This window comes from Streptomyces sp. DF42, assembly GCF_058267695.1.
This window is the reverse complement of sequence record NZ_CM177859.1, coordinates 5,236,652-5,255,799: the sequence shown is the minus strand read 5'-3', so window position 1 is coordinate 5,255,799 and position 19,148 is coordinate 5,236,652. Positions and strand designations below refer to the sequence as shown.

Genomic DNA, 19,148 nt, shown 5'->3' with positions numbered 1-19,148 from the left:
GACTCTCGTGACCCTCGGCCAACGGACATGAACAACGGACATTCCGTCGTCAACGGAGAGGCCTGTGCCCACCTCCCGTCGGCATCTGCCACGTACGACGCGATCTGTTCGGTGTGGGGCGCCGTGTGGTTCACGGACCCCGAGGACCTGTTCCCCCGCGTCCTCGAGCGGCTGACACCCGGCGGAGTGTTCGCCTTTTCGCAGGCCGAACCAGTCGCTGGTTCCTACGGCCCTCAGCAGATGCGAGGCAAGTGGCTCGAAGGCCGCGAGCGTGAACTGACCGTCCTCCGCCGGCAGTACACCGCCGAGACGTGGGCGGACATCCTCAAGAGGCACGGTTTCACCGACGTCGACGCACGCGTTCTCAAGGCCCCGGAGCCGGGGAACCTGGGCACTCTCCTGGTACGCGCCCACGCACCTGGACGAGGAAGAGAGTGACCTCCCCGGCGTCGGCACCTCTGGACTGAGCCTCAGGGCGCGGGCTTCCGTGCCTTGAGATGGTCGATCAGGGCCGTGAAGGCGGGGGTGGGGAAGGTGAGGGTGGCGCGGGCCGGGGCCTTTGAGTCGCGGATGGCTACGCCGGTGGGGAGGGGGGCGATCTCGACGCAGGAGTCGCCCGCGCCTCCGCCGGAGTAGCTGGACTTGTGCCAGTTCACGACAGCTCCTTCGTCAGGCGGTGGATGAAGTCACGTGAAGCGGTGGGATTTAGGGACGCTGACTGCACCCTATGGAAGAGCGTACGAAGCTGTTCCAACTGTGGCTGCGCCTCGATGTACCTCACGCCGGTGGGGGAGTCTCGGAGCGCTGTGTCCAACTGGGGCACTGGACCGCCCAGGTACAGCATCGAGGCCCCGGCGCCCGCGAAACCTTCGCGCTCGACGGGGACAACACGCACGACTGCCTGGCCCGCCTCGATCTTGTCCAGGATGAAGCGGAGTTGAGCGAGCGATGCCTGACGGTCGGACACGTGCACACGCAAGGCGAACTCGTGGACGATCACCTCGTACGAGACCGGAGTGTCACGCTCGATGACCGCCCGGCGCTTCATCCGGTGCTCCGCCCTGAGGGCCACATCCCTTTCAGAATGGCCCGGGTTCGTATAGGCGAACACCGAGCGGGCGTATTCGGCGGTCTGAAGCAGCCCCGGAACGTAGTAGGTCACAACCTCGCGCAGGTAGGTGGCGTGATGCTCAACCTCGGCGGTGTCCAGGAACACCTGGTCGAGGACGCCGCGGTACTCCTCCCACCAGCCACGCGTGCGATCGCCCGCCATCGCCACCAGGGCATCGATGAACGCCTCGTCCTCACAGGAGTAGTGAGCCGCGAGCCTGCGGATCCGCTCCGCGCCGACAGCCGCGATACCCGCCTCCACCTGGCTCATCTGGGCCGGGGTCGAATTCAGGAAGGCCGCCACCTCACGCGATTTCAGGCCCGCGGCCTCGCGCAGCTTGCGCAGCTCCGAACCCAGGCGGATCTGTCGCGCGGTGGGATGAGTCCTCGCCGCCATGCACGCTCCCGTCCCAACGGCCCCATTGGCAGGCCCCGTTCGTACCCCAGATTACGGCAACGGCTTGCGCAGGCAGAATATTTCGCCTTACCTTTAGTGACGCGACGCACACGCTGCGAAACGCCGGGACACCGGAAGCGCACCGCCCCGCCATGCCACGACGGACGCGGCACTGCCACCGACCGTTCCCTCCAACCCCCCTCTCCCCCACAGGAGTTCAGTCGTGCCCGAAAACGATCCCGAGTCCTGGGAGTACTCCCTCTACATCCCCAACGACCCCCGCGCCGTCACCGTCTGTCGTCGCACCCTCCGTCTGATCCTGACCATGCACGGCCTGATCACGCTGGTCGACACCGCGGAGCTCCTCGCCACCGAGCTGATCTCCAACGCCGTACTGCACACCAAGGGCCCCGCCGCCCTCCGCGTCCGCTACTCCCCCGGCGTACTCCGCCTCGGCGCATGGGACGCGGACCCCGAACCGCCCGACTCCCCGGCCGAGGCGGCGGACCTCACCGCCGAGGGCGGCCGGGGCCTCACCCTCGTCCGGGCCTGCTCCGACCTCTGGGGCTGGCAGCCGCTGTCCAGATTCGGCAACCGTGGCAAGTACGTGTGGTGCGAACTGCTCGGTAGGGTCGGGGCGTGAGTCGGGACGCGCGTTGGCTGTGGTGCGGGTCGGCCGGTCTGGTGCTCGGGGTGCTCGGCACGTCGGTGCTCGCCGTCGGCACGGGCCGACGGCTGGCCGTGGGTGTCGTTCTGGTCGTCGCGCAGGCCGGTGCTCTGAGGTGGGTGCTGCGCGAGCCCCTCGCCGTACTCGGCGTCGGCGTGATGACGGGTGTCGCCGTGTGGGCGCTGCTTCCCGCCGTGACGCTGACGGGGGCGCTGCTCGCGGCGCAGGTCGCGTTGTGCGTGCTGTCGGCCACGCGGTCGAGGCGGGTGTCGGTGGCGGCGCTGGCGGGGATGTGCGCCCTGTCGGGGCTCGGGTTCGTCTCCGGTGGTCCGGGGGCAGTGGCCGTCTGTCTGCTGGCGGTGCTGCTGGCCTGGACCGTGGGGCAGTGGCGCCGGGCGCAACGGGCGCGGGCGGCGGCGGAGACACGGCGGGCGGTGGCGGAGGAACGGGCCCGTATCGCGCGGGAGGTGCACGACGTGGTCGCCCACACCCTGTCGGTGATGGTCATTCAGGCGGGCGCCGCGGAGGACGTGTTCGGCGACCGTCCCGAGCAGGCCCGGCAGGCGTTGCGGGCGATCGACACCGCGGGGCGCTCGGCGCTGGACGAACTGCGGTTGCTGCTACGGGCGTTCGGTCCGGAGGATCCGGCGGAGGGGGAGCCGGTCGGCGGGGAGCGGGCTCCGCGGCCCGGGCTCGCGCGGCTGGACGAGCTTGCCGATGCCGTGCGGGCGGCGGGCATGACCGTGCGTCTCGACCGCGAGGGCGTTCCGGCCGGTGGTCTGCCGGCGGCCGTGGATCTGGCGGCGTACCGGATCGCCCAGGAGGCCGTGACCAATGCGCTGCGGCACGCCGTCGGCGCCGACGAGGTGCGCGTGTCGGTGACGGCCGACGGTGGGCGGATCCGGATCACCGTGGCCGACAACGGGCGTACACCGCCCGCCCGGTCCGCCAAGTCGGGCGCGGGACGGGGGCTGGTGGGGATGAGGGAACGGGCCCGCATGCTGGGCGGGAGCCTGCGGGCGGGCCCGGCCGCCGGGGGCGGGTTCGCGGTGGAGGCGGAACTGCCGATGGAGTACGCGACGTGACCCTTCGCGTGGTGGTGGCCGACGACCAGGCCCTGGTGCGTACCGGCTTCCGGATGATCATCGACGCGCGGGACGACCTGGAGGTGGTCGGCGAGGCGTCCGACGGTCAGGAGGCCGTGCGGCTGACGCGGGAACTGCGGCCGGACGTAGTGCTGATGGACGTACGGATGCCCGTGCTGGACGGCATCGAGGCGACCCGGGAGATCGTGGCCTGCGGCAGCCCGGCCCGCGTGCTCGTGCTGACCACCTGGGATCTGGACACGCACGTGGTCGCGGCGCTGCGTGCCGGGGCCAGCGGGTTCCTGCTGAAGGACATCCGGCCCGCCGAACTCGTGGAGGCGATCCGTCTCACGGCCCGCGGGGACGCCCTGCTGGCGCCCTCGGTGACGCGCCGTGTCCTGGACCGCTTCCTGCGCACCGCGCCCGACCTGCCGCCGCCGCCGGATCTGGAGCGTCTCACCGGCCGGGAGCGGGAGGTGCTCACCCTGATCGGGCAGGCCCTGTCGAACGCGGAGATCGCCCAGCGGCTGGACCTGTCGGAGGCCACCGTCAAGAACCACGTCACCGGCGTACTGCGCAAGCTGGGCCTGCGGGACCGGGTGCAGGCCGTGGTCGCCGCGTACGATCACGGCCTCGTCCGGCCGAGAAACCGTTCCTAAACAGTGTCCAGGAGTGACATTTGCTGCCAGCTCCTGGAACTGCGCGCATCCCGAACGGTGTTGGATGCGCTGGTCTCCCGCGTTCGCTGTGTCCCCGTCCGGCTGCGTGCATCGTGTGCACGCTCCGTGACGGGTGGGCGGGTTCCCTCATGCCCTCGTGCGCCTGGTCCGGCCTGGGCGGTCCGATGCCCCACAGCATCGCTCTGGTGCTGCGGGGGCGGTGCCGTCCGTCGCCGGATCGGGTGCCCGAGGGCGCGTCGCCCGATCGCGACGCTCGCGGCGTCGTGTCGGGACATCTTGCGAGTCTTGCCGGCCAGGGGCTTACGCCAATGCTGGTCGCCCCACATCGACGTGTACGCCGGGTCGACCGCGACGATCGACAGGCCGTGCTCGGCGGCCATGGACACCAGACGGGCCTTGAGCTTGCCGGTGGGGATGCCGGAGATGAGCTGCCGGAACCGCTTCTTGCGGCCGTGCTTCTCGCGGGTCTTCTCGGCGGTGAAGTCCAGGTTCTCGATACCGATCGCCTTGACGCCGCACCGGTTGGCCCAGTGCAGAAGTTGGCTGATGGCGTGCCGGATCTGCGCGTCGCGGTGGTCGGCGGTGCCGGACAGGTCGTAGAAGAACCGCTTCGGGTCGCCGACCGGGTTGCCGTTGCGGTCGAGCCGGTAGGCGGCGAAGTGGTCAGCGTTCGTATCGACGCCGACCATGCCCTGGGCGCGGGCTGTCTCCAACGGGACCGTCTTCACCACGGGCTTCGTCCACGAGGCGGTGATGTACCAGCGCCCGCGCTCCACATCGAGGTGGATGCGGTAGGCGACAGCACGGTTGGCTTCGACGCGGTCGCGCCACTGCGCGCCCCGGTGCTGGAACTGGACCCTGCAGGAGAGGACGTACCGGCCGAACTTGCCGTTGGCCAGATGGGCCAGTGGTGCGGGCAGCTTGATGGAGACCTCGCCATCGGGGGTGACGCGGATCGTCTCGTTCCCGTACCGCTTGCCGGACTCGCCGTCAGCAGCGAGGAACCAGCGTTCGGCTTCCCAGCGCCGGCGCCACTGGGCCTCGCTGAGCTGCGCATCCTGGAGGTTGTTGCGGTTGCCCAGCAGGCGCCGGCCGCCGCGCACGACGTGCACGACACCGGCCTCACGCTCCACGCGGGCGACATCGAGGCGGTGTTCCAGGGTCGCCAGACGGCGGGACTTGTGGCACCACTCGCCCCGACTGCGGTATCCGCCGGGTGCCCGCTTGGTGCCTTTCTCCCCGACCGGCTGCGCCAGTCGGTGCATCAGCGTCCGCACACCGGCCTCAAGCCCTTGGATGTGGGCGAGCTGACAGCGGCGGGACAGCGCCCACTGATCGTGAGTGGCCTTCGTGATCGAACCGGCCCACCGGGACGAGGAGTCGGCCGTCAGGCCCTGCTTGCGGGCGGCCCACGTGTCGCTGTCGTGGTCCAGGCCGTCGGCGCAGCGGTTCTTGAGGTCCAGCGAGGCGAGGCGTCCGAGGTGTTCACCGACCAGCCGCAACACCTTGTCGTCCACGTCGGTGAGGTGCTTGAGGCGGTCGCGTATCGCCACCCCGGACGGCCCGGGCGCGACGAACGGTGCGTCGATGGTGCGGAGCTGCTGCTTCTTCTTCTTCGGCTCACTCATCGCCGGCCGCCGCTTCGAGAGCCTTCCTCGCCCGGTTCTTCGCCGACCGACGGCCGTACAGGCGGGCGCAGAACGACGTCAGTACCTCCACCATGTCCCGGACCAGGTCGTCTTCGTCGTCTTCGACTTCGCCGTCATCGAGGACGACCAGTCGGCGGCCAGTCGCGGACAGGGCGGCCTCGATCAGCTCCACGTTCATCCGCCCGAGGCGGTCCTTGTGCTCGACCACGACCGTGGTCACCGCCGGATCGGCCAGCAGCCGCTTCACCTTCGCGCGGCAGCCGTTCACACCCGAGGCGATCTCGGACTCGATCCGCACAACCTTCTGTCCCGCCTCCGCCGCCCATGCCGACAGGCGAGCGGTCTGCCGCTCCAGGTCCGGCTTCCGATCGTGCGAGGAAACGCGGGCATACAGACCTACACCACCGGTCACCGAGGGTGAGGCGTTCGCTTCGATGTTCACCAGGATCGTGCGCGGCCCCACCCGGCGCGCGGGCACCGGCAAGGCGCCCTCACGAAACCAGCGATACGCCGTATGCGGGTTCACCCCCTGCGCCCGCGCCCACTCCGTCAGGTTCATATGCTGATAACGCCACCACTCCCTCATGGTTACGCACACTCAACAACCTTCCGCGGCCAGCAGTTGGCAACCCCTGAGCGAGCACACTCCGAGGCTGAAAACCCTGAGCGCGCAAACCCCGGGAGCGGCTCGCGGGACCGCTGGGCGGCTCATCCTTGAGGAGGAGAAACCGCGCCGCTCCCTCCTGTGCTCCCAGAGCGGATCCGTTCGCACGGCCGATCAACGGCGCGCTGCCGGACCGTAGCGTCATCGGTATGACCGAATCGCTCCATCACCGCATGTACCTGCTCGCCCACGACGAAGAGGCCCGGGGGCCGTACGACCGCTCCCGGACCGGGCTGCTCGTCCGGACCGCCGTCCTGGTCGAACTCGCCCTGCGCGGGCGGCTGGTGGAGACCGGCGGCGGCAGCGTGGCGGTGGCCGGAACGGGATCGACGGGGGATCCCGTTCTGGACGAGACGCTGCGGGAGGCTCCCGGGCACGGCTGGAAGCAGCTGGTCCGGCGGCACAGCGGGCGCACCCTGGCGGCCGTGGAGGACGAGCTGGCCGCGCTCGGGCTCCTCAGCGTCGAGTCGTCCCGGCTCCGCCTGGGCGGTCGGCGCGTGACCGTGTCGGACCCGGCCACGCTCCGGGCGGTGCGCGACCGCGTGTCGGCCGTCCTGCACGGCGATGCGCCCGTCGCCGGGATTCCCGTCGCCGACGCCGCCCTGGCGGCGCTGGCCGCGGCCGGCAAGGACCGCTCGGTCGTCTCGCGGCAGGACGCCCGAGAGCTGCGGGACCGCATCGACGCCTGCACCGGCCGCCTCGGCACCCTCGCCCCCGGCCTGGAGAAGACCGTACGCGGACTGTCCATGACCATGATCGCCGCCCAGGGCGGGATGGGCGGCAGCTGACCGAGGAAACGCACGAACCGGGGAAATGCACGAACCGGGGGAAACGCATGAAACGGGGGAAAAGCATGAACACGCACCGTGTCCTGACCAGCCTGACCACCCTGGCTGCCTGCGCGCTGACCGCCGTGCTCGCCACGGCCGCCGGGCCCGCCCTGCCGACGCAGGAGGTGCATCGTCCGGCCGTCGGGACGGTGGTCCGCACCCACGACGGCGCCGTGCGGGGCACCGCCCACGACGGCTACCGCACCTTCGAGGGCCTGCCCTACGCGGCGCCTCCCAAGGGCCGCCTGCGCTGGGCGCCGCCCCGTCCGGCACAGCCCTGGGCGGGGACCCGGGACGCGACCCGGCCCGCGAGCGCCTGCCCGCAGGCGGCGGGCGAGGTGCCCGGTGGCAGCACCGACGAGGACTGCCTCCACCTGAACGTCACCGCGCCGGACGCCGCCACCCCGCGGCACCCGCGGCCGGTGATCGTCTGGCTGCACGGCGGCGGCTTCACGACCGGCGCGGGCAGCTCCTACGACGCCCATCGCATGGCCACCCGTGGCGACGCCGTGGTCGTCACGGTCAACTACCGCCTCGGCGCCCTCGGTTTCCTCGCCCACGCCGGACTGCCCGGCTCCGGCACCTTCGGCCTGGCCGACCAGCAGGCGGCACTGCGCTGGGTCAGGGACGGCATCGGCGCCTTCGGCGGCGACCCGCGCAACGTGACGCTGGCCGGCGAGTCGGCCGGCGGCTACAGCGTCTGCGCCCAGCTCGCCTCGCCCGCCGCCGCGGGGCTCTTCCAGCGGGCGATCATCCAGAGCGGGCCGTGCACCGGCCGCCCGGACCGGCCGTTCGCCCCGTCCGCCGCGTCACTGCCCACAGCGCGTGCGACCGGCGCGCAGTTCGCCGCCAAGGCCGGCTGCTCCTCCGCCCGGCACGTCCTGGCCTGTCTGCGCGGGAAGAGCGTCTCCCGTGTACTGGCCGCCCAGGCGACCGACCAACAGCCCGCCTACGGAACGCCGTTGCTGCCCCACGACCCGGCGGCCGCCGTCGGCGCCGGCCGCTTCCCGCACGTGCCCGTGCTCATCGGCGGCAACCACGACGAGGGCAACGGCTGGGCCGCCGGCATCATCCAGGCCGGCAATCCCGTCACCCCGGAGACCTGGCCCGACGTCGCCGCCACCTTCTTCCCCGGCCCGGACCGGGCCGGCGCGATCGTCCACGAGTACCCGGTGACGCCGTCGAACGGCGGCCCGGTGTTCGGCGCGGTCATCGGCGACGCCGACTTCGCCTGCCCCACCCTGCGCACCGGCGACCTGCTCGCCACCCAAGTCCCCGTCTGGCGCTACGAGTTCGCCGACGAGCACGCCCCGCCGCTCACCCCGGGCACGCCCCCCTTCCCTCTCGGCGCACCCCATGCCAGTGAGCTTCCCTACCTGTACGACCTCGGCGGCCGCCCCCGCACGATGACCCCGGCCCAGCACCGCCTGGCCGACACCATGATCGACTACTGGACCCGCTTCGCCCGCACCGGCGACCCCAACGCCACCGGCACGCCGCACTGGCCGAGCGGCGCCGTCCAGTCCCTGGCCCCGGACCGAACCGGCCCCTCCCGGACCACCACCCACCACCACTGCGCCTTCTGGAACGCCCTGCCCTGAGCACCACCCCGCCGGTCAGTCGGCCGGGGAGCGCCACCCCGGCGGCCGGCGGGCCGGTCAGCCCGGTGTCACCAGTCGCGCCTCGTACGCGAACACCGCCGCCTGTGTGCGGTCCCTGAGGCCCAGCTTGACCAGGATGCGGCTGACATGGGTCTTGATCGTCGACTCGGCGACCACGAGGCGCCCGGCGATCTCCGCGTTCGACAGGCCCTGCGCGATCAGGACCAGGACCTCCGTCTCGCGCTCGGTCAGATCGCCGTACGCCGCCTGGGCGGACTGCATGAGGCGGGGGGACGTGGACAGCTTCGAGAACTCCGTGATCAGCCGCTTCGTGACGGTCGGCGCGAGGAGCGCCTCGCCGGAGGCCACCACCCTTACGCCGTCCGCGAGTTGGCGGGCCGAGGCATCCTTGAGGAGGAAGCCGGAGGCTCCCGCGCGCAGCGCCTGGTACACGTACTCGTCGAGATCGAAGGTCGTCAGGACGAGGACCTTCGACGCGCCGTCGGCGGCCACGATCTCCCGGGTCGCCTCGATGCCGTTGAGTTCGGGCATGCGGATGTCCATCAGGACGACGTCGGGGGCCAGTTCGCGGACCCGGTCGACCGCCTCTCGCCCGTTGACCGCCTCGCCCACGACCTCGATGTCCGGCATCGCGTTCAGCAGGACCGAGAAGCCCTCGCGCACCATCATCTGATCGTCCGCGATCAGGACGCGGATGGTCATGCCTCGCCCTCCGTCACGCCGGCGACCGGCAGGAACACCGCCACCTCGTAGCCTCCCTCGTTCGTACGGGCCGCCGTCATCTCGCCGTTCAGCATCGAGACGCGCTCGCGCATCCCGGTGATGCCGTGGCCGGCACCCGGCGAGGGCTTCACCAGGTTCGGTGCGGGCGGCGGACCGTTGACTATGCGCAGGCCCAGGCCACCGAGGACGTAGGAGACCTCCACCTTGGCGCTCGCGCCCGGCGCGTGCCGCAGGCTGTTGCTCAGCGCCTCCTGGACGATGCGGTACGCCGACAGCTCGACGCCCTGCGGGAGGTCACGCACCGCCCCGGTCACCGCCTTGTCGACGCTCAGGCCCGCGTCCCGCACATTGGCGAGCAGTGCGTCCAGGTCCCCGAGGGTGGGCTGCGGGGCGTCGGGTGCCTCGTAGTCCTCGGCGCGGACGACGCCCAGCACCCGGCGCAGTTCGGCGAGCGCCGCGACCGCGTTCTCCCGGATGGTGACGAAGGCGCGCTCCAGCTCCGGCGGCGGGTTCTCCACCCGGTAGGGGGCGGCCTCCGCCTGGATGGCGACGACCGACATGTGGTGCGCGACCACGTCGTGCAGCTCGCGCGCGATCGTCGTGCGCTCCTCCAGCAGGGTGCGCCGGGAACGCTCGTGCGCGGTCACCGTCTGCTGCGCGGTCACCTCCTGCCGGGCGTCCCGGCGGATGTGCCAGACGGTGACCGCGAGGAGGGCGATGGCCGAGACGAACAACAGCTCCATGGTGTTCGAGCCGAAGTAACGGCCGCTGCTGAAGCTGCCGGCCAGGAACCCGTACACCCCCGTCAGCGCCCACATCCAGGCGGCCGTGCGGGGCCTGGTGCGTATGGCCACGATCGTGAGCACCATCAGCTGGCAGGCGAAGCTGCCGGCCGGCCACGGCCAGTCACTCTCCCAGGAGCCGTCGAGCACCGCTGCGACCGGGGTCGCGACCATCGACAGCCAGAACGCGCCGACCGGCCGGACCATGGTCAGCAGGACCGGGGCCAGGGCGAGCAGCCCGAGCGCCAGGTTGGTGCCCGCGCCACGGAAGCCGACGTCCGAGGCGATGAGCATCGCGAAGAAACCGGCCGCCGTGATCAGGGCGTGCGGCGCCCACCTCACGTACTCGCCCATCCGGCCGGGCAGCCGCCGGGCGAGCCGGCCGTCAGCGCTCACGCGAGGCAGCGGGCGGTAGGCGAACGCGTCGTGGAACAGGTCCTGCCGCAGCCCGCCCAGGGCGTCCATCGCGGCCCGGAACTCAGGGCTGCGCGGCTTGTACGGCTCGAAGGCGCCGTCCGGCGGCTCCGGCGGCGTCGGCTGCGTCTGGGTCGTCTCGGTCACGATGAAAACGGTAGGCCGTGGCAGGCACGCCGTCGTCACCAGTGAGAAGGGTCCTTCCGCCTCCCCCTCAGGTACTACGGGTATGAAGGGGCAGGCGTACCAAGGCGCCCGGGCACCAGGGAGCCCGCACACCGGGGAGCCGACTCGCTGAGGCCGGTCACCGCGGACGGTTCACCACGCCAGCTGTGCGATCTCCTCCGCCACCACCGCGCACGCGTCCGCCGCCGGGTCGATCAGCGGGAAGTGGCCGACGTCCTCCAGCAGCGTGAAGCCCACGACCTCACCGGCCTTGGCCGCCGCGTCGGCGTACGCCTCGGCGACCGCCTGCGGGACGTCGATGTCACTGCGGCCCTGGACCAGGGTGGTCGCGATGCCGGTCGGGAGCAGGAGCGACGGGTCGGCGTACGGCCGGCGCTCGGCGAACTTCTCCTCTCCGCCCAGCAGTTGACGCGCGGCCCCGCCGCACACGTCGAGTTCGTCGGCCACTTCGAAGTCCGCGATCGGGGCCAGGGCGACCACCCCGCGCAGGGGCGCGGGACGGTCGATGTGCCAGGCGGCGTCGGCGGGGAGCAGATGGCGGGCCGCCACCCACAGGGCGAGGTGGCCGCCGGCCGAGTGCCCGGTGACCACCATGCGGCGCGGGTCGGCCCCCGGAAGGGCCTCGCGAACGAGCGCGGGCAGTGCGTCCAGCGCGGCCGCGACGTCGTCGAAGGTCTCCGGCCACCGGCCCGCGAGGGGACCGCCCGCACCGCCCTGGGCCGGGATCACGCTCCCCCGCCGGTACTCGACGCTGGCCACCGCGAACCCCCGCCGGGCGAGGAAGTCCGCGAACGGGGAGATGTGCCGTCGGTCGTACGCCGCCCGCCACGCGCCCCCGTGCAGGACGACCACCAGCGGCACGGGAGAGCCGGGGGTCGGATCGACGCGCGGGGCGTAGAAGTCGATCAGCTGGTCGGGGTGGTCACCGTACGCGGCGGTGGAGTCGGGCTCGACCGCCGGATGCGAGAACGCCGACTCCTCCTCGGTGGCGGCCCGGGCTGCTGCGGCGTCGTCCGGCATGCTCCAACCTCTCAGCGACGATGGGGGCACCTCCCGGGCTTTTTCCGCACTGCGGGGAGGGTTTGGCGGACCAGGAGAGAAAATCGGGCCGTTGGCGGGGACGGTATCAGGCCGGTGACGTGCGCGGACACGGGGATGTCACGCTCGGTGAGGGGAAACGGTTCTGTGACCCGCGGGGCGGGCGCTTCCCCAGCCTGCCCGACCCGCACGCCGGCACCCCGCCCGGCCCGCACGCCACCACCACCGGGGTCGGACGCCACCACCACCGGGGCCGCCGGAGGCTACCCGCCGAGCGTCTCCCCCAGTACCCGGGCCGCCCGCTCCACATCCGCGAAGCCGACGTACAACGGCGTGAAGCCGAACCGGAGGACGTCCGGGCGCCGGAAGTCCCCGACCACGCCCCGCTCGATAAGCCGCTCCATGACGTCCCCGGCGTCCGCACACCGGAGCGCCACCTGGCTGCCGCGCTCCTCATGGGCCACCGGAGTCAGCGACTCCACGCGCCCCGCCGGCACGTACTCCCGCACGCACTCCAGGAAGAAGTCCGTCAGGGCGAGGGACTTGGCGCGCACCGCCTCGATCGGGACGCCGTCCCAGACGTCGAGCGCCGCTTCCAGGGCCAGCATGGACAGGATGTCCGGGGTGCCGACGCGCCCGCGCAGCGCGCCCCCGGCCGGTTCGTACTCGGGCCGCATCCCGAAGGGCTCCGCGTGGGAGTTCCAGCCGGGCAGCGGGGAGTCGAAGCGTCCTTGCAGATCGTCGCGGACGTAGAGGTACGCCGGTGAACCCGGGCCGCCGTTCAAATACTTGTACGTGCAGCCGACCGCCAGGTCGACCCCGTGCTCGTCCAGCCCGACCGGCAGCGCGCCCGCGCTGTGGCACAGGTCCCAGACGGCCACCGCGCCCGCCGCGTGCACGGCGGCGGTCAGGCCGGGCAGGTCGTGCAGCCGGCCGGTGCGGTAGTCGACGTGGTTCAGCAGGACGGCAGCCGTACGACCGGACAGCGCGCCCGGCACCTCGGCCGGGGTCACCGGACGCAGCGTGCATCCCGTCATCCGGGCCGCCGATCCGGCGATGTACCCGTCCGTGGGGAAGGTCGTCGCGTCCACGAGGATCTCGTCCCGGCGCCCCGACGACTGCTCCGACGGCTCCGACAGCTCCGCCAGCCGTACCGCGCCCACCAGCGCCTTGAAGACGTTGACGCTGGTCGAGTCGCCGACGACGATCTGCCCCGGGGCCGCGCCGACCAGCGGTGCGATCCGGTCGCCGATCCGCTCGGGCGCCGTCCACCAGCCGCTCTCGTCCCAGGACCGGATACGCAGCTCGCCCCACTGACGCCGTACGACGTCGTCCACCCGCCCCGGGACCGCCGACGGCAGCGCACCGAGGGAGTTCCCGTCCAGGTAGACCACCTCGTCGAGCACGAACTGCCTGCGCGAACCTGCCAGCTCGTCGGAGGCGTCCAACTTCCCTGCGCGCTCGATGAGTTCAGACATGGGACCGCGCCGTCCACAGCTCCGGGAACACGTTCTTCTGCGCGCGCTTCTCCAGCCAGGCGACGCCCGCCGAGCCGCCGGTGCCGGCCTTGGCGCCCATCGCGCGACGGGTGGCGACCAGGTGGTCGTTGCGCCATCGCCACACCAGCTCGGCGACGTCCGTCAACGCCTCGCCCAGACGGGCGAGTTCGGCGTGCTCGTCACCGGAGTAGATCGCGGTCCAGACGGCCTCGACGGCCTCGTTCGGCTCGTAGCGCCCCGAGACGTCGCGCCGCAGGACCGAGGCGGGGATCGGGTGGCCGCGCCGGGCGAGCAGGCGCAGCACCTCGTCGTACAGGCTCGGTTCGTGCAGCGCCTTCTCCAGCTCGGCGTGGACGCGCGGGGCGCCGCGGTGCGGGACGAGCATGGACGCGGACTTCTCGGCGAGCAGGAACTCCATGCGGCGGTACATCGCCGACTGGAAGCCGGAGCCCTCGCCGAGCGCCGAGCGGTAGGAGTTGAACTGGGCCGGGGTGAGCTGGCCGAGGGGCTTCCAGGAGGCGTTCAGTGCCTCCAGCTCCCGTACCGACCGCTTCAGCGCGTCGACCGCCACCGGCACCCGGTCCTCGCGCAGGGCCCGCGTCGCGGTCTCCCACTCGTGGACGATGACGGTGAACCACAGCTCCATCACCTGGGTCGTGACCAGGAAGACCATCTCTCCGGGGTCGTCGGAGAGGGTGTGCTGGAGGTGGGTGAGCACGTCCGCCTGGACGTAGTCCTCGTACGGGGTCGTGCCCTGGAAGTCGAGATGCGGGGTCTCGGGCTCCGAAGCCTCGTCGGGCTGAGCCTGAAGGGACATCGCTGTCTCCTGCTGTGTACTCCGGGTAGCGGTCCGCCCCTGCCGTCATCGACACGGTGGCCCCGGTCCCCAACGGCATCTTCCACAATCGTCCCCCGAAACCGCAAGGTCCGCCCGGTCACACCAGGCGGACCTGCACACACGCGTCCCGGTCAGCCCAGCGTCTGGGCCGCCGCCGGCGAGGAGTCCTTCAGGAACTGGCTGCAGCGCTCGTACTCCTCCTGCTCACCGATCGCCTGCGCGGCGCGGGCGAGGGCGTGCAGGGCGCGCAGGAAACCGCGATTGGGTTCGTGCTCCCAGGGCACCGGGCCGTGGCCCTTCCAGCCGCTGCGGCGCAGGGAGTCCAGGCCGCGGTGGTAGCCCGTACGGGCATAGGCGTACGACTCCACGACGCTGCCCCGCTCGAACGCCTCGTCGGCCAGCTGGGCCCAGGCCAGCGAGGACGTCGGGTACTTGGCGGCGACGTCCGTCGGCGCGGTGCCGTTCGCCAGGAGCTCGCGGGGCGCGGGGTCGTCGGGGAGGTGGGTCGGGGGCGGGCCCCCGAGGAGGTTCTCGTGAATCGACATGTGAACCAGTGTCCCGCGTGCCGGGCGCTACCGCTCCCAGGCCCCCCATCGGCCCCGAAGGGGCCCTGTCCTCAAACGCCGGACGGGCTGGAATACCCTGCCCGGCGAGGGGACGTGCCGCCCCGGGGCTGATGATGCCGACCCGTGCGTACGGCACTCCGGACGGCGGCAGCCCGGCGGCAGGGGGCGCACCGGCGCGAAGGCACCACCGAACCAAGCACCGAAACGCCCCCACGCCGCACGCAGCCGCCACAACCGCCGCCCTCAGGCAATCCGCCTCCGCGCCCGCTGCCCCTCCAACGGCGGAGCCATCACCGACCCGTGCGTACGGCACTCCGGACGGCTGCAACCGGGTGGCAGCGGACTTACCGTCGCGAAGGCGACCACCGAGCCGAGCGCCAGGATGCCCGCGCACAGGAGCATCGCCCGGTGGAAGGCGTCGTCGAAGGCGTCCGGGGAGCGGTAGGCCTCCGGGCCCATTCCGGCGAGCAGCGGCAGTGCGGCCACCGCGATCAGGCCGGCCGCGCGGGCCGCCGCGTTGTTGATGCCGCTGGCCACGCCCGCCCGCGCGGTGTCCACGGAGGCGAGGACGGTGGCCGTCAGCGGTGCGACCAGGGTGACCATGCCGGTGCCGAGGACCAGTACGGCGGGCAGGACGTCGGCCACGTACGAGGCGCCAGGACCGACCCGCAGCATCAGCAGCATGCCGGCCGCGCACAGCAGCGGGCCGACGGTGAGCGGGATGCGCGGGCCGATGCGGTCGGCGAGGGCGCCCGAGCGGGCGGAGAACAGCAGCATCAGGACGGTCGTCGGCAGCAGCGACGTACCCGCGGCGAGGGGGGACCAGCCGACGGCGACCTGCAGTTGGAGGGCGGTGAGGAAGAAGAAGCCGCCGAAGGCCGCGTACACGCACAGAGTGACGAGGTTGACCGCCGTGAACTGGCGGGAGGCGAAGATGTCCAGCGGCAGCATCGGGTCCGGGCGGTGCTTCTCGACGTAGACGAAGACGATGCCCGCCGCCAGGCCGGCCAGCGCGGTGACGACGACCACCAGCGAGCCCTGGCGGGCCTCGATCAGGGCGTAGGTGACCAGGGCCAGGGCCGCGGCGCCGAGGACCGCGCCCAGCACGTCGAAGCGGCCGTGGGCGCGGCCGTCCGCCGACTCGGGGACGTGGCGCAGGGCGATGGGGGCGCACAGCAGCGCCAGCGGCACGTTGAGGAGGAAGACCCAGCGCCAGCCGGGGCCGTCCACCAGCCAGCCGCCCAGGAACGGCCCGACCGCCGCGCCTATCCCGCCGAAGCCGGACCAGAGGCCGACGGCCCGCCCGCGGTCGTCGGGGTGGAAGGACGCCTGGATCAACGCCAGGGAGCCCGGCGTGAGCAGCGCGCCGCCGATGCCCTGCAGGGCGCGGGCCGCGACGAGCACACCGGCGCTGGGCGCCACCCCGCACAGCAGGGAGGCCGCCGCGAACCACAGCACACCGATCACGAAGACCTTGCGGCGGCCGTAGTGGTCGCCCAGGGAGCCGCCCAGCAGGATCAGGCCGGCCAGCGTCAGCATGTACGCGTTGACCGTCCACTGCAGTGCGGCGAGGTTCGCGTTCAGGTCACCGCCGATGCGCGGGAGGGCGACATTGACGACGGTCGAGTCCAGCATGGCCATGCTGGAGCCGAGCACCGTGGTCAGCAGGATCCACTTACCCTGCGGGGAGGAGATCCGGACGTCGGGCATGTCCCCAGGTATACAGCGAGCCCGGCGCCGTCGACAGACGCCGGGCTCTTGCGTTCCCGCTCGTGCGTTCCCGCTGGTGGGTTCTGCGAGGCGTTACTTGATCCTGGTGCCGGTCGAGCGCAGGTTGCCGCAGGCCTCCGTCACGCGCGCCGCCATGCTCGCCTCGGCCAGCTTGCCCCAGGTGCGCGGGTCGTAGGTCTTCTTGGAGCCGACCTCGCCGTCGACCTTCAGGACGCCGTCGTAGTTCCTGAACATGTGGTCGGCGACGGGACGCGTGAAGGCGTACTGGGTGTCCGTGTCGATGTTCATCTTGACCACGCCGTTCTCCAGCGCGGTGCGGATCTCCTGCTCGGTGGAGCCGGAGCCACCGTGGAACACGAAGTCGAACGGGGACTGCTTGCCGAACTTGGCGCCCACGCCTTCGTTCAGCTCCTTCAGCAGCTCCGGGCGCAGCACGACGTTGCCCGGCTTGTACACGCCGTGCACGTTGCCGAAGGACGCGGCCAGGAGGTAGCGGCCCTTCTCGCCCAGGCCCAGGGCCTCCGCGGTACGGATCGCGTCGTCGACCGTCGTGTAGAGGGAGTCGTTGATCTCGTGCGAGACGCCGTCCTCCTCGCCACCGGTCGGGGTGATCTCCACCTCGAGGATGATGTTCGCCCGGCGGGCCTGCGCGAGGAGCTCCTGCGCGATGGACAGGTTGTCGGCGAGGGTCTCGGCGGAGCCGTCCCACATGTGCGACTGGAAGAGCGGGGTGAGGCCGGCCTCGACGCGCTTCTCGGAGATCGCGAGCAGCGGACGTACGTACCCGTCGAGCTTGTCCTTCGGGCAGTGGTCCGTGTGCAGGGCGACCGTGACCGGGTACTTCTCGGCGACGATGTGCGCGAACTCGGCCAGGGCGACGGAACCCGTCACCATTTCCTTGCTGTACTGACCGCCCAGGAACTCGGCGCCACCCGTGGAGATCTGGATGATGCCGTCGCTCTCCGCCTCAGCGAAACCGCGCAGGGCCGCGTGCAGGGTCTGGGTCGAGGTCACGTTGATCGCCGGGTAGGCGAACTTGCCTGCCTTCGCCCGGTCCAGCATCTCGTTGTAGACCTCGGGAGTTGCGATGGGCATCTGTCCGCTCCTTGGTATCTGCGGGTTGGCTTTCTGCGTACTACGGCCCTGACCTAGACCTTGGGGGTGACGTCGTCGTCGGCGCCATCCTCCCAGACTCGGCCGGATGCTTTGCCCGTCCTGTCCGGCTTGTGGACAACGGCCTGTGGACAAGGCGGTTGAGGCTCGCCCCAGGCTCCGTCGAGGATCGGTCGAAGTTCGGTCGACGTTCGGTCGAGGCTCAGTCGAGGCCCAGGTCGTCCTTGGAGTACGCGTAGAGGTACGGCACCCCGGCCCCCTCCTGGATCTTCTCGGCGGCACCGGTCGCCCGGTCCACGATCGTCGCCACGGCGACGACCTCCGCGCCCGCCTCACGCACCGCCTGGACGGCCTCCAGCGGGGAACCGCCGGTGGTGGAGGTGTCCTCGACGACCAGGACGCGGCGGCCCGCGATCTCCGGCCCCTCGACGCGCCGCTGCAGCCCGTGCGCCTTCGCCGCCTTGCGTACGACGAAGGCGTCCACCTTCTTCCCCCGCGCGGCGGCCGCGTGCAGCATGCTGGCCGCGACCGGGTCGGCGCCCATGGTCAGACCGCCGACCGCGTCGAAGTCGAGGTCGGCGGTCAGGTCCAGGAGCACCTGGCCGACCAGCGGGGCGGCCTCGCCGTCGAGGGTGATGCGGCGCAGGTCGACGTAGTAGTCGGCCTCCAGCCCCGACGACAGGGTCACCTTGCCGTGCACCACGGCCTTGTCCTTGATCTGTTGCAGCAGTGCGCCACGTACGTCCGTCATGCCAGTCAGCTTAAAGGGGGTGCCAAGTCCACGTGGTCGTCGCTTCGAGGGGCTCCAGCGGGGTGACCGTGCGGGGCAGGCTGTTCAGGCCGTCGGGCGGGCCGGTCTGCGGTTCCACGCACACGGCCGCCTCCTGCTCGTCGTACACCACGACCCACTCCTCACGGCTGGTCACCTTCAACTGCAGCTGGCCGGGCCAGGTGAGGGTGACGTCGACGCCGCCGGGCATGCCGAAGCAGTCGTCCCAGGGGCCCGGGCGGGGGTCGACGCGGTTGCCGGTGGGCAGCTGGTCGTCGCCGCGCTCCTCCTGCCAGGCGGGGGTGAAGGCGAGCGTCGCGTCCTCGCCGCCCAGGTTGCGGTTGAACCAGGGGTGCCAGCCGATCTGTGCCGGGAAGGAGGAGTCGTACGTCTCCACGGACATCGTCAGCGTCAACCCGCCCGGCGTGAGGGCGATCTGCTGCGTGACGAGGCCGGTGTAGGGCCAGGGCTCCACCAGTTCGTACGTGATGACCGCCTCGTCGGCCTTCACGCGCGCGGTGCGCCAGGCGCCGTCGCGGACGGTGCCGTGGATGGCGTGCGGCGGGGAGTTGAGCGGCAGCTGGTGGACGGCCGCGCCGTCCCGGAAGCGGCCGTCCCTGGTCCGCCCGCACCAGGGAACCATCGGGAAGCAGCCGAAGCGTTCGCCCTGGCGGAGCAGTTCCCTGCCGCCCACGCGCAGCCCCGAGACCCGGCCGCCGTTGCCCGGCTGCACGGTCACCTCCGCGTCGCCCGCGGTCAGCGTGATGTCTTCGTTACTCACGGGA

20 protein-coding genes are annotated in these 19,148 nt (G+C 71.8%); 6 read left to right on the top strand and 14 right to left on the bottom strand.

Annotation, left to right across the window (positions count from 1 at the left end):
• The first annotated feature begins 27 nt into the window (after positions 1-27).
• Positions 28-438 carry a class I SAM-dependent methyltransferase gene (locus ACYUED_RS24075; RefSeq protein WP_491284898.1) on the top strand — a complete coding sequence of 137 codons (411 nt, stop codon included), beginning with the start codon at positions 28-30 and terminating at the stop codon, positions 436-438.
• Between the two features lie 32 nt (positions 439-470).
• Here ACYUED_RS24075 and ACYUED_RS24070 read toward each other — a convergent pair whose 3' ends face one another.
• Both ACYUED_RS24070 and ACYUED_RS24065 read right to left on the bottom strand, forming a co-directional pair.
• Entirely contained in the window at positions 471-656 is a 186-nt protein-coding gene (locus ACYUED_RS24070; protein WP_491284896.1) for a DUF397 domain-containing protein, read from the bottom strand.
• The gene (locus ACYUED_RS24065) at positions 653-1,507 is read right to left on the bottom strand and encodes a helix-turn-helix domain-containing protein (protein ID WP_491284894.1); all 855 of its coding nucleotides are present in this window, start codon (positions 1,505-1,507) and stop codon (positions 653-655) included. Before ACYUED_RS24065 ends, ACYUED_RS24070 begins: the two co-directional genes overlap by 4 nt.
• Positions 1,508-1,730: 223 nt before the next feature.
• Between ACYUED_RS24065 and ACYUED_RS24060 the strand changes: the two genes are divergently transcribed.
• Genes ACYUED_RS24060 through ACYUED_RS24050 form a run of 3 tightly spaced genes read left to right on the top strand, consistent with a single transcriptional unit; the run spans position 1,731 to position 3,918 of the window.
• A complete protein-coding gene (locus ACYUED_RS24060) occupies positions 1,731-2,150 on the top strand; it encodes an ATP-binding protein (RefSeq protein ID WP_266588842.1) in 420 nt (139 codons plus the stop codon).
• Entirely contained in the window at positions 2,147-3,259 is a 1,113-nt protein-coding gene (locus ACYUED_RS24055; protein WP_491284892.1) for a sensor histidine kinase, read from the top strand. Before ACYUED_RS24060 ends, ACYUED_RS24055 begins: the two co-directional genes overlap by 4 nt.
• Positions 3,256-3,918: a response regulator gene (locus ACYUED_RS24050; protein WP_491284890.1), complete on the top strand. Its 663-nt coding sequence runs from the start codon at positions 3,256-3,258 to the stop codon at positions 3,916-3,918. Before ACYUED_RS24055 ends, ACYUED_RS24050 begins: the two co-directional genes overlap by 4 nt.
• Here ACYUED_RS24050 and ACYUED_RS24045 read toward each other — a convergent pair.
• Both ACYUED_RS24045 and ACYUED_RS24040 read right to left on the bottom strand, forming a co-directional pair.
• Entirely contained in the window at positions 3,915-5,567 is a 1,653-nt protein-coding gene (locus ACYUED_RS24045; RefSeq protein ID WP_491284888.1) for a transposase family protein, read from the bottom strand. The two genes, ACYUED_RS24050 and ACYUED_RS24045, sit on opposite strands and share 4 nt — an antisense overlap.
• On the bottom strand, positions 5,560-6,147 hold the full coding sequence (locus ACYUED_RS24040; RefSeq protein ID WP_491284886.1) for an IS607 family transposase: 588 nt from the start codon (positions 6,145-6,147) through the stop codon (positions 5,560-5,562). The genes ACYUED_RS24045 and ACYUED_RS24040 overlap by 8 nt, the downstream gene beginning before the upstream one ends.
• Positions 6,148-6,401: 254 nt before the next feature.
• On the opposite strand from ACYUED_RS24040, the gene ACYUED_RS24035 reads away from it, so the two are divergent.
• Together ACYUED_RS24035 and ACYUED_RS24030 are read left to right on the top strand one after the other, a co-directional pair.
• Positions 6,402-7,040, top strand: a complete 639-nt coding sequence (locus tag ACYUED_RS24035) for a GOLPH3/VPS74 family protein (protein ID WP_491284885.1) — start codon at positions 6,402-6,404, stop codon at positions 7,038-7,040.
• 65 nt (positions 7,041-7,105) lie between these two features.
• On the top strand, positions 7,106-8,683 hold the full coding sequence (locus tag ACYUED_RS24030; protein ID WP_491284883.1) for a carboxylesterase/lipase family protein: 1,578 nt from the start codon (positions 7,106-7,108) through the stop codon (positions 8,681-8,683).
• A 57-nt stretch (positions 8,684-8,740) separates the two neighbouring features.
• On the opposite strand, the gene ACYUED_RS24025 is transcribed toward ACYUED_RS24030, so the two are convergent.
• The 10 genes from ACYUED_RS24025 to ACYUED_RS23980 all read right to left on the bottom strand — a co-directional run bounded on the left by ACYUED_RS24025 (position 8,741) and on the right by ACYUED_RS23980 (position 19,144).
• Positions 8,741-9,406, bottom strand: coding sequence for a response regulator (locus tag ACYUED_RS24025; protein ID WP_491284881.1), 666 nt, complete (start codon positions 9,404-9,406; stop codon positions 8,741-8,743).
• Complete coding sequence (locus ACYUED_RS24020) at positions 9,403-10,770, bottom strand: sensor histidine kinase (protein WP_491284879.1); 1,368 nt, start codon at positions 10,768-10,770, stop codon at positions 9,403-9,405. Before ACYUED_RS24020 ends, ACYUED_RS24025 begins: the two co-directional genes overlap by 4 nt.
• Before the next feature lie 171 nt (positions 10,771-10,941).
• Entirely contained in the window at positions 10,942-11,829 is an 888-nt protein-coding gene (locus ACYUED_RS24015) for an alpha/beta hydrolase (protein WP_491284877.1), read from the bottom strand.
• A 281-nt stretch (positions 11,830-12,110) separates the two neighbouring features.
• The gene (kynU, locus tag ACYUED_RS24010; RefSeq protein ID WP_491284875.1) at positions 12,111-13,325 is read right to left on the bottom strand and encodes a kynureninase; all 1,215 of its coding nucleotides are present in this window, start codon (positions 13,323-13,325) and stop codon (positions 12,111-12,113) included.
• The gene (locus ACYUED_RS24005) at positions 13,318-14,163 is read right to left on the bottom strand and encodes a tryptophan 2,3-dioxygenase family protein (protein WP_491284873.1); all 846 of its coding nucleotides are present in this window, start codon (positions 14,161-14,163) and stop codon (positions 13,318-13,320) included. Before ACYUED_RS24005 ends, kynU begins: the two co-directional genes overlap by 8 nt.
• Before the next feature lie 152 nt (positions 14,164-14,315).
• Positions 14,316-14,729, bottom strand: a complete 414-nt coding sequence (locus ACYUED_RS24000; protein WP_491284871.1) for a DUF3151 domain-containing protein — start codon at positions 14,727-14,729, stop codon at positions 14,316-14,318.
• A 264-nt stretch (positions 14,730-14,993) separates the two neighbouring features.
• A complete protein-coding gene (locus ACYUED_RS23995) occupies positions 14,994-16,460 on the bottom strand; it encodes an MFS transporter (RefSeq protein WP_491284869.1) in 1,467 nt (488 codons plus the stop codon).
• A gap of 93 nt (positions 16,461-16,553) precedes the next feature.
• Positions 16,554-17,576 carry a class II fructose-bisphosphate aldolase gene (fbaA, locus tag ACYUED_RS23990; RefSeq protein ID WP_266518593.1) on the bottom strand — a complete coding sequence of 341 codons (1,023 nt, stop codon included), beginning with the start codon at positions 17,574-17,576 and terminating at the stop codon, positions 16,554-16,556.
• A 220-nt stretch (positions 17,577-17,796) separates the two neighbouring features.
• Positions 17,797-18,345 carry an orotate phosphoribosyltransferase gene (gene pyrE / locus ACYUED_RS23985; RefSeq protein ID WP_266518590.1) on the bottom strand — a complete coding sequence of 183 codons (549 nt, stop codon included), beginning with the start codon at positions 18,343-18,345 and terminating at the stop codon, positions 17,797-17,799.
• A gap of 10 nt (positions 18,346-18,355) precedes the next feature.
• Positions 18,356-19,144, bottom strand: coding sequence for an aldose epimerase family protein (locus ACYUED_RS23980; protein WP_491284867.1), 789 nt, complete (start codon positions 19,142-19,144; stop codon positions 18,356-18,358).
• Positions 19,145-19,148: the final 4 nt, after the last annotated feature.